General features: G+C 58.7%; 13 protein-coding genes and 2 pseudogenes. All 15 read right to left on the minus strand.

The window, feature by feature from the left end; genetic code table 11:
• Positions 1-62: 62 nt before the first annotated feature.
• The 15 genes and pseudogenes from dapB to QM685_RS26095 all read right to left on the minus strand — a co-directional run bounded on the left by dapB (position 63) and on the right by QM685_RS26095 (position 15,256).
• On the minus strand, positions 63-857 hold the full coding sequence (gene dapB, locus QM685_RS26025) for a 4-hydroxy-tetrahydrodipicolinate reductase (protein ID WP_415120968.1): 795 nt from the start codon (positions 855-857) through the stop codon (positions 63-65).
• 99 nt (positions 858-956) lie between these two features.
• Positions 957-2,063: a succinylglutamate desuccinylase/aspartoacylase family protein gene (locus QM685_RS26030; protein ID WP_415120837.1), complete on the minus strand. Its 1,107-nt coding sequence runs from the start codon at positions 2,061-2,063 to the stop codon at positions 957-959.
• A gap of 79 nt (positions 2,064-2,142) precedes the next feature.
• A complete protein-coding gene (dapD, locus tag QM685_RS26035; protein WP_415120839.1) occupies positions 2,143-3,162 on the minus strand; it encodes a 2,3,4,5-tetrahydropyridine-2,6-dicarboxylate N-succinyltransferase in 1,020 nt (339 codons plus the stop codon).
• A 176-nt stretch (positions 3,163-3,338) separates the two neighbouring features.
• Positions 3,339-4,421, minus strand: coding sequence for a threonine aldolase family protein (locus QM685_RS26040; RefSeq protein ID WP_415120841.1), 1,083 nt, complete (start codon positions 4,419-4,421; stop codon positions 3,339-3,341).
• Positions 4,422-4,602: 181 nt separating this feature from the next.
• Positions 4,603-5,013 carry an aminotransferase class I/II-fold pyridoxal phosphate-dependent enzyme gene (locus QM685_RS26045; RefSeq protein WP_415120843.1) on the minus strand — a complete coding sequence of 137 codons (411 nt, stop codon included), beginning with the start codon at positions 5,011-5,013 and terminating at the stop codon, positions 4,603-4,605.
• A gap of 346 nt (positions 5,014-5,359) precedes the next feature.
• Positions 5,360-6,547, minus strand: a complete 1,188-nt coding sequence (locus tag QM685_RS26050) for a porin (RefSeq protein WP_415120845.1) — start codon at positions 6,545-6,547, stop codon at positions 5,360-5,362.
• Between the two features lie 499 nt (positions 6,548-7,046).
• Positions 7,047-7,275, minus strand: a pseudogene (locus QM685_RS26055) (DUF2322 family protein).
• A gap of 3 nt (positions 7,276-7,278) precedes the next feature.
• Positions 7,279-7,614: pseudogene (locus tag QM685_RS26060) on the minus strand (NAD(P)(+) transhydrogenase (Re/Si-specific) subunit alpha); the annotation flags it as partial.
• Between the two features lie 211 nt (positions 7,615-7,825).
• A complete protein-coding gene (locus tag QM685_RS26065; protein ID WP_415120847.1) occupies positions 7,826-8,605 on the minus strand; it encodes an amino acid ABC transporter ATP-binding protein in 780 nt (259 codons plus the stop codon).
• Positions 8,606-9,529 carry an amino acid ABC transporter permease gene (locus QM685_RS26070; RefSeq protein WP_415120849.1) on the minus strand — a complete coding sequence of 308 codons (924 nt, stop codon included), beginning with the start codon at positions 9,527-9,529 and terminating at the stop codon, positions 8,606-8,608. It lies immediately after the preceding gene.
• Positions 9,530-9,578: 49 nt separating this feature from the next.
• Positions 9,579-10,328: an ABC transporter substrate-binding protein gene (locus QM685_RS26075; protein WP_415120851.1), complete on the minus strand. Its 750-nt coding sequence runs from the start codon at positions 10,326-10,328 to the stop codon at positions 9,579-9,581.
• Between the two features lie 417 nt (positions 10,329-10,745).
• Positions 10,746-12,014, minus strand: coding sequence for a D-amino acid dehydrogenase (locus QM685_RS26080; protein ID WP_415120853.1), 1,269 nt, complete (start codon positions 12,012-12,014; stop codon positions 10,746-10,748).
• Positions 12,015-12,057: 43 nt separating this feature from the next.
• Positions 12,058-12,963 carry a 2-hydroxyacid dehydrogenase gene (locus QM685_RS26085; RefSeq protein WP_415120855.1) on the minus strand — a complete coding sequence of 302 codons (906 nt, stop codon included), beginning with the start codon at positions 12,961-12,963 and terminating at the stop codon, positions 12,058-12,060.
• 81 nt (positions 12,964-13,044) lie between these two features.
• Positions 13,045-14,127, minus strand: coding sequence for a threonine aldolase family protein (locus QM685_RS26090; RefSeq protein WP_415120857.1), 1,083 nt, complete (start codon positions 14,125-14,127; stop codon positions 13,045-13,047).
• Positions 14,128-14,143: 16 nt separating this feature from the next.
• Positions 14,144-15,256, minus strand: coding sequence for a PLP-dependent aminotransferase family protein (locus QM685_RS26095; RefSeq protein ID WP_415120859.1), 1,113 nt, complete (start codon positions 15,254-15,256; stop codon positions 14,144-14,146).
• Between the last annotated feature and the right edge of the window lie 256 nt (positions 15,257-15,512).

Raw genomic sequence — 15,512 nt, forward strand, 5'->3', positions numbered from 1 at the left:
ACTGCCCAATATCGTGCATTGCCCGGTGGATTGCCGAACCACATCATCGAATTGCCACCACCTTAGTGGATTCCAACGACGTCCTTCATATCGAAGAGACCATGCTGACCACCGCGCAAAAAACGGGCCGCCTCCAGCGCACCATCGACATACGCCTGCCGGCTCATCGCGCGATGCGTAATCTCGATCCGATGACCGTGGCCGAGAAACATCACGGTGTGTTCTCCAACGATATCGCCACCACGCACCGCAGCGAAGCCGATCGCTCCTCGCGCTCGTGGCCCTGTTTCTCCCTGACGTCCATATATCGCGCATTCCGCCAAAGAACGGCCTTGCGCCGCGGCTATCGCCTCGCCCATGGCGAGTGCGGTACCGGACGGGGCGTCTGTCTTGTTCCGATGATGCGCTTCCACAATCTCAATATCATATCCCTCGCCGAACATGCTAGCGGCTCGCTCCAACAGCGACAGTAGGTGGGTCACACTTTCACTCATGCAGGGGGCAAACACTATCGGAGTGACCGCGGCGGTTCGCCGGATTTCTTCCACCTGCGCATCGGACAGCCCGGTGGTACCGATCACAAGAGCCACTCTGTGCCGCGCTGCCGCGGCCAGGTGCGCACTGACAGCCTCTGGTCGAGTGAAATCAATCAGCACGTCAGCGTCTTTTAGAATGTCGTCTACATCACTTTCAACGTAACCACCGGAGTCGCGTACCTCCCCAATATCGGTTGATAGACCGGGCCGTGAAGGCCGACGGGAAAGCACACCCGCGAGAACCATGTCACCCGCATTATTTACGGCGCCTGTTAGCATCCTGCTCATTCGACCGGCACCACCCGCCACCGCCACACGCAATCTATTATCCATAGCAATTCCAGGTAATGAAAATTTAAAATTACGTTTTCCACATCGCATCGCTCCCGAAAGCGACGCATGCGGAATATGAACGATCTATCACCGCCGCCGGATCTTCTGTTTGCCTGGATTGGTTCCGTCCAAGCCCCAAAACGGGCGCGGCAATGCCGCAATCTGCTCGGCAGTCTCAGGTTTTAGCGCAGTCGCCAGATGCATGAGACAATCGCCGCGCCGGGCATGACCTGGAGGGCGTAAACAGACCACCTTGCCGGATGACGTAAAGCTGAGTTCGTCCGGAGGAGCGAGCGGACATGAAACGTCATGAATGAAGCCCGCACAGTCACCAGCCTTGACGCTCGCACCCAACTGTATCGCTGGTTCGAACATTCCTGACGATAGCGCATATATATAGTCGCTCTCTGGATGTACCTCCAGAATTTCGCTATCAATCAACCGGTCTTCAATGTGTTGGCTATCTGATGCGAAAATTCCAGACCAACGCAATACTTCTTCGACGCACTGGATGGTCATTGCGATCGTTTTTGGGCCGCTAATCTCGATGCCTGTTCGGACCGTACCGGCGCGCTTGGCAGCGCCCGAAGAGTTGCGCTCTTCAAAGCTGTAAGAGATGAGCACCAACGGGGCGTGGAACGCCAAAGCAAACGCAAGTCGCTTGTTCATTTCGGCGATATCGTTGTGTGCGACGGTCAATACACAAGGCAGGTAGGTCAAGGAGTCACCACCGCTGTGCGCATCAACCACAAGGTCGCATTGCGGCATCAGGAAGCGTTCAATGTACTGTGCAATTACCGCCGTCGGGCTGCCGAATACGTCTCCAGGATAACTGCGCCCCAAGCTCACGTTGTCGATAGGAGAGTTGCGCAGGCCGGCCTGAGCCGCGGGCTCGTTGGCCATCGGGAGAATGACTACCTGCCCGTGCATTTTTGCAGGATCCAGCGATCGTGCCAGGCGCGCCAACGCGATCTGGCATTCCGTTTCGTCACCATAGGTTCCCGCCATCACCAGCACGCGCGGGCCACGGGATGGCCCGGCAACTACGAACGGCACAGGAATGAATCCGTATGCCGATGTATTGGATGAGTAAGGGATTTTAATAAAGCCAGCACTTTTACCGTCCAATGGCAAAGCGTCGCCCAACGCTAGCAGCACGTTCTCCCGGATCACAAGTGACTCGCTCTTCTTCACTCTGATTGGCCCTCCATCGTGTTACACGTCCCGGCGAAATGCGAACTCAAGCCGGGTTCGCTTAGCCTTCGCTGCTACACTAGATGTTCTGGTGTAACGCAGCATTCAAGCCACTCCAATTCCCTGTGCGTGCAAGCGCTTCAACGCGCCCCGTGCTCGAATTTCTGCGAAAGAGCCAGTCTGCCTGACCCGACAACGCCGCCGCCTTCAGGCTTGTCCCGTCTTTCAGAGTGAGCACCGTGCCTGCCGTCACATAGCAACCTGCCTCGACAACACACCGATCGCCAAGGGAGATGCCAATCCCGGAATTGGCACCAAGCAGACAGTCACGCCCCACGGTAATGCGCTCCTTCCCTCCGCCCGACAACGTACCCATGATAGAAGCCCCGCCACCGATATCGCTGTTCTCGCCCACTACGACACCAGCACTGATTCGACCTTCAACCATTGAGGCGCCAAGAGTACCCGCATTAAAATTGCAAAAGCCCTCATGCATAACTGTAGTCCCACTGCCCAGGTAGGCACCAAGCCTGACACGGTCAGCATCCGCGATGCGCACTCCTGACGGAACCACATAGTCGGTCATGCGTGGAATTTTGTCCACACTGGTAACGCAGAGCCAGTGCCCTGCACGGCGAGCCGCGCCACGAGCATCGTCGAGCCTCTCCACGGAGCATGGGCCGAGCGAAGTCCATCCGACATTGGAGAGCAGGCCGAAAAGTCCGTCGAGATTTATCGTGTTCGGCAGCACCAGACGATGGCTCAACAGATGTAACCGCAAATAAGCATCGTGCGCGTCACGCGGGGGCGCCGTCAAAGAATCTATGATGGTTTCGACTGCAACAACCTCTGTTTGCCGGATTGTGTCGTTACCGCCTGCGAAGCCGCAATAGTTACCCAGTAGTCGCAGCGCCTCGGAAGTGTCCAGTACACGCGTCGCGGAGCTGCGCTCCGAAGAAGTCAAAGTGAGAAGGGGGTACCAGGTATCCAATACCCGTCCATCGCGCGTTAGCGTCGCAAGACCAACGCCTCGCGCGCCGCGCGATGAACTCTCGGACTGCCGACCGTCGGGCAAATCAGCATTGAGAGGGTGGTTCATATGTATCGCTCCAGTATTAAACCGTTGTGATCGATCTCCGAGCGGTGGTCTGTTACGAGATCGGCCACGGATGCGACCCAAGCTCATCGACATCGCCCAACAGGTCGAACGGTGTCCAATGTTCAGTAGAGATCGCGCGGCAGCCGATCTGCGCGAGTAAACTGGGCCAAATAGCACTACATCGTCACTGCGCTTGGATCAACCATGCATTCTCTGCGGTATGCCAGGACAACTTCCGCGACAATCGCTGCCGCTTCAGCGATTTCCTCGCCCGACACATCCATGTGTGTTACCGCCCGCACCTGCGTTTCGCCGGGCCACGCCCCCATTCTCACGCCCCGCCGGGCGAGTCGGTTGATTAGTTCACTACCGCCCATGCCGGTGCGTCTGACGTCGAAGAACACTATATTTGTCTCGACCGCTTCGAGATCGACCGAAACACCAGGGATCTCGTCGAGCAGTTGTGCCAGCCTCCGGGCATTGTCGTGGTCCTGCGCAAGTCGCAGGACGTTGTGCTCGAGCGCGTATAAGCCCGCTGCCGCGACGAATCCTGCCTGACGCATGGCGCCCCCAAAGATGTGCTTGTAGCGCTGCGCTTCTTGGATAAACTCACTGCTACCGGCAAGCAGCGCGCCAACCGGACAGCCGAGCCCTTTGGAAAGACAGAGTGTCACCGAATCGAATTCGCGTGCGTGAGTCGCTGCATCGATTCCCGAAGCGACAACCGCATTCAACAATCGTGAGCCGTCCATATGCGTGTAAATGTCCCGCGATCGGGCCGCATTTACGACGCCCTGCAACTGCTCAACAGACCAGACGGCACCGCCACCTCGGTTGGTGGTCTGTTCCACACATACAGCACGTGTTCTGGGTGCATGGATCGCCTTACGGCGCACACCCGCGATGAACTGCTCTGCCGTGAAAATGCCGCGCTGCCCCACCACCGTGTGCAGCATCACCGACGAGAGAAATCCCGGGCTACCCGCCTCCGAAGTCACGTAGTGCGACTGATGCTCGACTATCACCTCGTCGCCCGGCTGCGTCTGCACTTTCAGCGCTATTTCATTGGCCATCGTCGCTGAAGGCAGAAAGAGCGATTTTTCATGGCCTAGCAGATCTGCCACGCGATCCTGCAAGGCGTTGACGGTCGGATCCTCCTGGCGCTGATCGTCACCGACAGGCGCATTGACCATGAATGACAGCATTTCAGCCGATGGGCGCGTCGCAGTATCACTACCCAGATCAATCAATCGACTCATGGTTTTCGTCTCCTGTCAGGCCCCGTGGTGTGCCGTGTGTAACTCGCGATAGGCCTCACCCAAGCGAGCAATGCCCGCACGGATTTCTTCGGGACCGCAAAAACTGTACGCGAGGCGTATAAACCGTCCAGGCACAGGGCCGGCGAAGCTGAGACGTCCAGGATTTACTTCGACGTTCAAGTCACCTGCGCGCTGAACGAGTTCGCTCGAGTCGACTTGGACGCAGCGCCAACGCTTTCTCCAGTTCTTCGACTTTCATGCCGGGTTCGATGAAGACACAGCACGCAAGATCTAGCCCATGCTTGGCGCCATTCACGATCAGGATGTTGTCTCGTTCGGCCCTAACGCCGTCCCGTGCCAGATATCCGACCACCGCATCGCGCAAGTCGTTCAGCCCGTAAAGAGGACCGTACTGCAAACCCTCTGTGCGCATTGCAGCTGCGGCCGCTGCCTCCTCAACGATATTGGGCGGCTCTCCCGGAAACGCCAGTCCCCCTCCCAGGCGAATCATATCTTTCGGCACTTTATGTGGAACGGCAATCACATCCCCCGCACGCCGTGCCCATCCATGTTTACCTGTACTGCTATTCATAGCTATCAGTCCTTGAACAAAATGGACCCTGGAGATGCGGACAGGAGCAGATTCCCTTCAAACGCACACCCACTGGTAAAGCATCACTTCGCCTAGAAATTGTAGGGCTACCGTCGAAGCGTTTGTAGCGGCTAATCTGCCGAAAATGTCGCGGATATTCGGCAAAGCGAAGGTGTCTCCTATCGTTTTGACTCGTCTCACTCCTTGCCCACTTAAACTGCGTCGCGGGCGATCGGGTTCGCGAGGATGCCGACACTGGACGCGACGCGATTCGCATCCCAGGCGTTCCAGATGCGACACGGTGCGGAAGGAATTACGCGCGGCTCCACCCGCCCGCGCGTCAATGTTAGAAACCAGTCCGTAGGCCCACGATTGCGATGGCCTGATTGTTTGTTCCAGCGTAACCGAACGAGCCCACCGACGCCTGCGCCGGTTGCACCGTAGTTTTGCCGTTGCTGTTCTGCACAAGCTGCTCACCGCCGGCGTGCTGGTATCCGGCAACGGCGTACACCGATGTGCGCTTCGACAGCGAATACACTGCGCCTGCGAAGTACTGGTTATAGGTCGCCGATGCATTCCCACTCGCACTTAGATAGGTGTATCCGGCCCCGATCGAAAGCGCGGGCGACCACTGATAGGTGATTGATCCGGCTCCAGTATTGAAGCGCCCTGAACCGGTGAAAGTGGAAAATCCGTCGCTACGGTATTGCGAATTGCTATAAGTACCGGCCAGAATGAACTGCCCGATCACGTATTGTGCACCGACACGTGCAATTGACACTGAAGCAGCGGAAATATATCCGTTATTTATGACGCTATCGAAAAGAGGATCACTCGACCCCGTCCAGGCGTTGGTCGCACTGCTGATATTGCGCTTAGCTCCGGTGTTGGGACTCGGGTTGGTCGCTCTAAAGTAACCACCAGCGAGTGACATATTACCGAGCGAGTATGAAACCGCGCCGCTGTAGGTGGCACCCTGTCCGAGTGATCCAGAAACCCCTCCCAAGCCGTATACTGCCTCTACGGTGAAGCCCGACCAAGTCGGAGAAAGATATTTAACCGCATTATTGACGCGCAAGCTGTTGTCCCAGTTGTCAACGTCACCAGGAGTTGCAGTTACGCTGCTGAAGAAGTTGTCCGCCGTAATCGGCTGGATGAGATCGACGAGTGGGTCGTACTGTCGTCCCATCGTAACTGTGCCCCAAGTCTGGTCCGCCAATCCGACGAATGCCTGGCGACCGAATATACGCCCTCCATTACCGAGCGCACCTGTACTCTCGTTAAAACCGTTTTCAAGCTGGAATATCGCTGTCAGGCCACCGCCTAGTTGTTCCGCTCCTTTGAATCCGAAGCGCGAATTCGACAAACCGTGTCTCAGAGTTACGAGGTCATTCGTGCCGCTAGCGTTGTTTACAAAGGCGATGCCATTGTCAATGCGACCGTAGAGCGTGATGCTATTCTGCGCGTTCGCCACGGCCGATAGACCTGCCACAATGAACGGCACTATAGCTCCAACCAGTTTGACACTCTTCATTTTTTAACTCCTCCGCATGTATTTAATTCTGGCATGAAATGCCAATTTCTAAATTCAATTCACTTTTGGTATCCTTATTATCTAAATTGGTGTTTTCCGTAACCTCTTCATATTCCTGTAAACTCTTGTATTCCTTGAATTACAATTAAGTCTATTGCGTCAGAAATTGGGACGATAGAGAGAAAATCGCCGTTTTCCGCCATCAATCCGGCAAAATGCATCAGCAATACGTCTATACGCCGACTTCGACAACTTGCGATGCAGATCCGCGCTCACTCCCACGGCGGTTTGAGCCGCGCTTCGGTCCTTGCCTTGACCACGCGGGAGAATATCGAGGACATGCGGATCGCATTGCGTGTGGATCGAACGGCGCACGGAACGCAAGCGCCTGCCGGACAATACCCTCCGATTCAACAGACCAGGTGCTGCCGCTTGTCGCTGCACCTTCAACGGCGGGAACGACTTCGATACGCAACGCTTCATCACCCCCTGTGAGGCCTCACAGGCGATCGACGTTCGGATGCGCACCGGGCCGATTGCATGCGTCGACCGTATGCTAGGCAAACATGGCGAGGCCATCTTCCGCAGCCTTTGCGTCGAGTTTGCTGAACTGCTGCCGCAAATAGTGATACACCGCCAATGAGCCCCTGCGTAACAGGCTTGTTCTCAATGATTGCGACCACAGCACCTTTGCTGTCGAACAGATCGATACCGTCGATGGCAGGCAGTTTCGTGCGCGGCGCGGCTTCGAGCGCGAATACCGTCATCAGCGTTGTCGGCATTGAAAGGATCGAGCATGCCGATCAGTACGGAGCCGCGATTGAGCAGCGGCAGTTCCGGATCGCTCGGTGACTGAACCTTCAGAACAATTTCGGCGCCGAACGCGGTCGGCGCATCGACCAATTCCGCCCCCGCGGCGGTATAGGCATCCCAGATAGCTGGCTCGCGCCTGCGCCGCTCTGAACCGTTACCCGGTGGCCCTGCTACACGAATTTCCTTACTGTCTCGGGTGTCGCGGCGACGCGGATTTCGTATGCCCGCGTCTTCTCTCCAGGAGACTTCATCATGGCTCTGCCCGGATAGCGTCGTACGAACCCCGATCAGACCTTCGCATTCCCGTACCGCCTATGACACTATGTTCCAGGATCTTGGTTAAAGCCGCATCGTTTCGACCGGGAAAGGATATATGCGTCGAAACGCACTCCGTCTCGCAATGAAGACATAACGGGGCTTCGCGAGCGCGAGGGCAAGATTTGACGGTTACCCGACAAACCTTTGTCAATCCGTCGACGCCGTCACGCGGCTTAAAAAAGTGCGTGTACGCGCCTCCTGCGGCGAGCACAGCACATCCCGCGCGTTGCCCGTTTCGACGATCTCGCCCGCCACCATGAAGTGGACGCTGTCCGCCACCTCCCGCGCAAAGCCCATTTCGTGCGTAACGACGATCATCGTCATGCCGCGCGATGCGAGCCGCTTCATCACCGCCAGCACCTCGCCGACCATCTCGGGATCGAGCGCGGACGTCGGCTCGTCGAACAGCAGCACCTTCGGCTGCATCGCCAGCGCGCGCGTGATTGCGACGCGTTGCTGCTGTCCACCCGACAATTGCGATGGATAGTGATGCCCCTTGTCTTCGAGGCCAACCATGCGCAGTAGCTCGCACGCCTCTTCGGTCGCCTTCTTGCGACTCTTCAGCTTCAAAGCAACAGGCGCTTCGATGATGTTCCCGATCGCCGTCATATGGGGAAAGAGGTTGAAGCGCTGAAATACCATGCCCATCCGAGCGCGTTGTCGTGCAAGCGTCTTCTCATCGCACTCGTGATAGCGGCCGCCCTTCATCCGGTAGCCGACTGGTTCTCCATCGATGAACACCATGCCAGCGTCCGGCGCTTCGAGGCGATTGATGCAGCGAAGTAGCGTCGACTTTCCCGCACCCGACGGACCAATGAGACAAGCGACCTCCCCATCGCTGACCTGCAGGTTGACGTTTTTGAGCACCTGCACCGCACCGTAGAATTTGTCGATCGCCTGTGCGTCGATGAGCGGAGAAGCCTTCATTCAGATTTCCTCAGTTGATGGCGGAAGATTGCTCTGCGGCATCGCCAGTGCATCCGTCCTCGGCGGATTACCCGGACGTTTGCGCGCCGACGCGGCAAAACCGCGCGATACGCGCTTCTCGATGAAATGTTGCGCGACAGTTGCGAGTGTCGTCAGCACCAGATACCAGAAGCTCGCGACCACCAACAGCTCGAGAATGCGAAAGTTGTCGTTATAGATACGTGTCGCTTCGGTGAGCAGATCTCCCGCCGCGATCACCGACACGAGCGACGAAGCCTTCAGCAGCGACACAAACTGATTGCCGGTTGGTGGAATGATCACGCGAAGCGCTTGCGGCAAGATCACGCGCATTAGAGTCAGTCGCGGCGTGAGACCAAGCGCCTTCGCTGCTTCGCGCTGCCCACTGTCGACGCTTAGAATACCGGCTCGCACGATCTCCGCCATATATGCCCCCTCGTTGAGACCGAGGCCGAGCAATGCCGCGAGCACGCCTGTCATCACGTGATTGGTCGGCACACTGAAGAACGGCGCGAAGCCCGGTACCTTCAGCGTAATGGTGGGAAAGATGATCGCTATATTGAACCAGAAAATCAGCTGGACAAGCGTCGGCGTGCCGCGAAACACCCAGATAAAGCCACCGGACGTCACCCGCATCACTGGGTTGCTCGACAGCCGCATCACAGCAACAATCGCGCCGAGAAACAGTCCGATGATCATCGACGCGAACGTGATGTAGATGGTCAGACACACTCCAGCGAGAATGCGCGGATCGATGATGTATTGCGCAACCGTGCTGAAATGGAAGACGCGGTTCTGGCTAACCTCGTTGATCAGCGCAAGCGCGATCAATAGCAGAATGACACTCGACACCCATCGGCCCGGATTGCGCCGGAGCACGATGTCGAAATGGGGCTTGGTACTCATGGCACTCCCGAATCAAGTCCGCGGTTGAAACACCCCGATGCGTGTCGTGCTATCTCAAAGGCTGGTTGTAAGTGGCATGCGGCAGCGCTGCTTCACTGATGTGATACTTCGCGAGAATCGCCGCATACTTGCCGTTCGCGATGATGTGATCGAGACCAGTCATCAGCGCATTGCGCAGCGCAACATTGCCCTTGAAGATCGCCATGCCTTCTGGCGCGACGTTGAACTGCTCTCCCGCGACTTCGAGCCGGCCATCGGACTGCTGCACCAGATACACCGACAGGGGGTAGCCGTGAATCATCACGTCGGCGCGTCCACTATAGAGCTGCAGCATTGCCTGCGCACCTTCGGGGAACTCGCGGACCGTCACCCCGGGCTTGCCCTGTGCGACGCATTTTTCGGTCTGGTCATGCGCATACATCGTCCCAATGTCACCGGTGGTCGACGCGACGGTGAGGCCGCACAGATCGTCGAGGGTCTTCACCTTCTTCGGATTGCCAGTGGATACGATGAAACCTGATCCCACCTGCAGATAGTCGACCAGATCGACCGACTGTTCGCGCTTCTTTGTATCGACGAGTGCGCCCATCCCGACGTCGTAGCGCTTTGCGCTGATGCCCGGAAACAGGCCATCGGTCTTGACGTTCACGTAGTTGATCTTGAGACCGAGGTCTTCGGCGACCGCGCGCATGATGTCCACGTCGAAGCCGACAAAGTTTCCCTTCGCATCGATCGACGAAATCGGCGGGAAATACGCGGTGAATGCCACCGTGATCTGTCCCGGCTCAATCAGTCCCATATCCGGTGCCGCCCACGTCGGCGACCCGACGAAGGCCAGCGCGCACGCCGCGAGCCAGCATCTGATAGTCGATGTCCTGCGAAAACGATGAACCATTCTGATTGCCTCCTGTTCGCGATTCAGCCCAATGTGAGTCCGCCTTCAACCTTCAGCAGTGGCACTCGTGATCTGCCTTGCTTCTCGCCTTGACGTAAAGGGCCTCGCCGTCATTTATTGAAAAAATTGTAGGTCGCTGATAAAAGCGCCGAAAGCGTGAGAACTGCCGGATGGCGGGGAATTCCTGCTGTTCTGCCGGACCGATCCGGCGCTCTGCCGAAAACACCGCCTGTTACAGAAGCGGATCCGCTACCGTAGCCGATTACCGGCTTGCTTATCGAACAGGCCCGACAAGAGTACCAGCGCAACGGGACAAATCCGTCATGCGTAGCGCTCCAGCGTCAAGCCTGACAAATCGATCGCGGGAGTTCTACCCGTCACGACGTCCGCGACAACGCGGCCGGAGCCCATCGCCATCGCCCAGCCAGTCGACCCATGGCCGACGTTCACGTAAAGCCGCCGGAACGGCGTTGCGCCGAGGATAGGTGGACCATCGGGTGTCATCGGCCGCAAGCCGACCCAGAAGCGCGGATCCGTATCAAAGTCGACACCTTCAGGAAACCAGTCGCGCGCGGTCTTGATGAGGGTCGCAGTCGCTTTTGCACGCAACGCGCGCGCGCAGTCGCCGAGTTCGGCCGTGCCCGCCACACGCACCACAGGCCCCATCCGGGTCATGCCAACCTTCAGCGCCTCGTCCATCACCGCCGCACGCAGCGTCTTCGCTTCGTCCTTGACGGGTAAGGTCGCTGAATAGCCCTTCACCGGATACAGCGGCACGTCGACGCCAAGCGGCGCGAGCAAGGTTACGCTGTCGACCCCGCCGGCAACGATCACCGCATCCCCGTGGAGCGTTTCGACCACGCCGTTGGCGCGGCGCGCCACAATGCCGTTCACCTCATCGCCGGCGCGATCGAGCACGCACACCTCGGTGTCAAACAGAAACTCGACGCCCGCGGTCGCGCAGATTGCTCGTAACCGGCTCGCGAATACCGCGCAGTCACCGGTTTCGTCATCCGGTAAATGCAATGCCGCGGCCGGCCGCACCGTCGACCAGCGCAGTGACGGCTCGACCTCGAAGATCGCATCACCGGTCAGCACGCGGTGCGCGATGCCCGCTTCCTGCAGTACGCGGATGCCAGGTTGCGCCATCTCGACATCAAACTCACTGCGATAGACTTGCAGAAAGCCCTGGTTGCGCCAATAGCCAACCTCATGCTGGCCGCGAAACTCTGCGAGGCACCGCTGGCTGTAGTACGCGATGCGCTGCATCCGCTGCTTGTTGACATTGAATCGCTCAACCGCGCACTCTCGCAACCAGCGGCGCACCCAGATCCACTGTCGACCATTCCATTGTGGACGATAGATCAGCGGCGAATGTGGCTTCCACAGATACTTTACGATCTTGAACGGCATTCCGGGCGCGGCCCACGGTGTCACGCAGCCTGGAGAAATCACGCCGGCATTGCCTTTGCTCGTCATGCGGGCTACATCGGCTTCCCGCTCGATCAACTGTACTGACACGCCATGCGCGTTCAGATAGAACGCGGTGGCGAGGCCGATAATACCGCCTCCGACGACAATCACCCGCATGAGTTCTCCGCGCGTCACGAATGAGATGGGACGAAGCGCGCGTTCACGCGTTTATCTTCGACACGATGTCGAGCACCATGCGCACCTGGTTGCGCGTTGCGCTGGTGGTCCAATAGCCGCAATGCGCAGTAAGCGTTACGTTCGGCGCATCGACCCAGACGCTGTCGGCGGCAAGCGGTTCGTGCTCGAACACGTCGAGCGCCGCATGGCCGACCGCGCCACTGCGCAACGCGGCAAGCAATGCGTGTTCGTCGACGAGTGCGCCGCGAGCGGTATTGACGAGCATCGCGCCGGGCTTCATCTGCGCGAACCGGGCGGTGTTCAAGAAGTGATGCGTGTGCTCGTTCAACGCGAGGTGCAGTGTAACGATGTCTGCTTCGGCCAGCAGCGTGTCGAGGGGTACGCTGCGCCAGTGCGGCCCTTCCTGACCCTTGCGACTCCATCCGAGCACGTCGAGCCCCAGCGCGGACCCGATCGACGCGACCTCACGCCCAATAGCGCCCAAGCCGACGATGCCAAGCGTCTTGCCCTTCAATTCGATGCCGGGCAGCTTCAGCCAGCGCCCCGCACGCAACGACGCATGCTGTGCACCAATCTGTCGCGCCGCTGCCATCAGGAGCGCGATCGTATGTTCAGCGACGGTGCGATCTCCGTAATTGCGGATCGTGTGCACCTGGATGCCGAGCCGCTCCGCGACCGGCAGATCGACGACGCTCGCCGCGCCGGTGCCGAAGTAGACGATGTGCTTAAGTGTGGGGCTGCACCCTTCGAGCAATGCCGCATCGAGGCGAGTGTGATCGGTAATGCACACATCGTAGCCGGTGAGCAGCCCAGCGAGATCCGTAGGCGACTGCTCGGTGTTGACGTCCACTGGCACGGGGTACGACGGCTTGATCGCGAGCCAATGGTCGCGAATGTTTGGGCCGCAATCGATGAAGCGCACTTTCATATCGGGTTTCCGTGAAGAAATCAGCAATGAGCTTTTGATGAAACCAATTGAGCCTAAACACACTTAATCGCGTGAGCGCGTTCAGATCCGTAGCGTGGTCGGATCTACCACGCCTTCGCAGCGATATGCCGAGATCACGTCAGCGACCGTCGCCGCCACTTCGACAATCTGCTGCGCCGACACGTCACGATGCGTGACCGCACGCACGCGGGTCTCGCCGGGCCACGCGCCCATTCGTACGCCGCGCGCGCCGAGACGCTCGACCAGTTCCGTGCCGCTCATGCCGCTGCGTGCGACATCGAAATACACAATGTTGGTTTCGATCGCACGCAGATCGACGTCGATACCGGCAATGCCGTCAAGCCGTCGTGCAAGCGACTTCGCGAGATCGTGATCTTCCGCGAGGGGCTCGACGTGGTGATCGAGCGCATACAGACCCGCGGCTGCAAGCACTCCTGCCTGACGCATTGCGCCGCCAAAGATATGCTTGTAGCGCCGCGCTTCTTCGATAAAATCGCGACTACCTGCGAGCAGCGCGCCGACGGGACAGCCGAGTCCTTTCGACAGACACAGCGTGACCGAATCGAACGGACCCGCTTGCGCGGCGGCATCGACACCGGACGCGACCACCGCATTCAGCAGACGCGAGCCGTCCATGTGCGTGCGGATATCGCGCTCCCGTGCTTTATCCACGATCGCCTGCAACTGCGCTAACGACCACACCGCGCCGCCGCCTCGATTAGTGGTCTGCTCGACACACACCAGCCGCGTACGCGGCGCATGAATCGCATGGCGGCGCACGCCCGCGATGAACTGCTGTGCAGTGAAAATTCCACGCTCGCCGTTCACATGATGGAGCATCACCGACGACAGGAAGGCTGGCCCACCCGCCTCCGACGTCACATAGTGTGACTCGTGATCCACGATCACTTCGTCGCCCGGCTGCGTCTGCACTTTCAATGCAATTTCATTGGCCATAGTCGCGGACGGCAAGAAAAGCGCCGCCTCCTGGCCGAGCAGATCCGCGACGCGCTCCTGCAGCGCGTTGACGGTCGGATCCTCGCCCCGCTGCTCGTCGCCCACTGGCGCGGCCACCATATAGGCAAGCATCTCGCGCGACGGACGCGTGGCTGTATCACTGCCCAGATCGATCAGTACGTTCATCGTGTAGTTCTCCGCTTCAAGCCGCGTGCTGCGCGGCGCGCATCGAACGATAGGCCTCGCCGAGACGCGCGATACCGGTACGGATCTCCTCCGGGTTGCAGAAGCTGTACGCGAGACGGATGAACTGTCCGGGCGTCGGACCCGCAAAGCTGAGCCCGCCCGGATTCACCTCGACGTTCAATTCGCCCGCACGCCGCACCAGTGCATCAGCATCAACGTCATCCGGCAATCGGACCCACAGAAAATAGCCTCCCTGCGGCACCTCGACCATGCTGCCCGGCAGATGCTCGCGCACTGCGGCGACCATTGTGTCGCGATGCACGCGCAGCGTTTGCTTCACGCGATCGATATGCTCGTCGACCTTGCCGTTCATGAAGAGCTGCGCGACGATGCGCTGCACGAACGGGTTAGTGCCGTGATCGCATTTCTGCGCGGCCATGCGGCCCACGATCTCGGGGCTCGCATTGACCCAGCCAATCCGCAGCCCGGGAGCGAGTATCTTCGATACCGTGCCGAGCCCGATCACATAATCGCCAGTGTCGAACGTTTTGATCGGTGCGACCGGTGTACCTTCGAAACGCACGCGCCGGTATGGATCGTCTTCGAGAATGCGGAAGCCATATTCGACTGCCAGTTCGACGATGCGGCGACGGCGTGCTTCACTCAACGTGATACCTGTCGGATTGTGGAAGTCAGGTACGTCGAACAACAGCTTCGGCGGCGCGGCGCCACGACGCCGGCGCGCGTCCAGCATCGACTCCAGCTCGTCGACTTTCATCCCCTGCGCATCCTGCGCGACGACGATGAACTCGACCTCGTGGGTCTTCATGATCGCCAGCGCAGTCATATAGGTCGGACCTGATACGATGATCGCATCGCCCGGTTCGATGAAGACACGGCACGCGAGATCGAGACCATGCTTCGCGCCGTTCACGATTAGAATATTGTCGCGCCCGGCCGTCACGCCATCATGCGCGAGATAATCGACAACAGCGTCACGCAGATCATCGAGTCCGTACAGCGGCCCGTATTGCAACCCTTCACTGCGCATCGCGGCCGCCGCCGCGGCCTCTTCGACGATGTTTGGCAATTCACCGGGAAACGCCAGCCCGCCACCAAGACGAATCATGTCGCCGGGTATCCGGTGAGGTGTGGCGACTATTTCGGCGGCACGCCGGGCCCAGCGAAATTTGTTTTCACTACTATACATAGATGATCATCCTTGGCGGGTTGAACGGGCACGCCTGAAGGCTTGCCGCTGGCTCGACCGGCGAATGAAGCGCGACACAAAGTCTCGATCGGCTGGAAAAAATTGTAGGACTATCGCCTGGCCGATTGAAGTGGCAAACTTGCCGGAACCGCCGCGTTATCCGGCGAACTGCCAG

It is taken from the genome of Paraburkholderia sp. (genome assembly GCF_047605525.1).
Classification (GTDB): domain Bacteria; phylum Pseudomonadota; class Gammaproteobacteria; order Burkholderiales; family Burkholderiaceae; genus Paraburkholderia.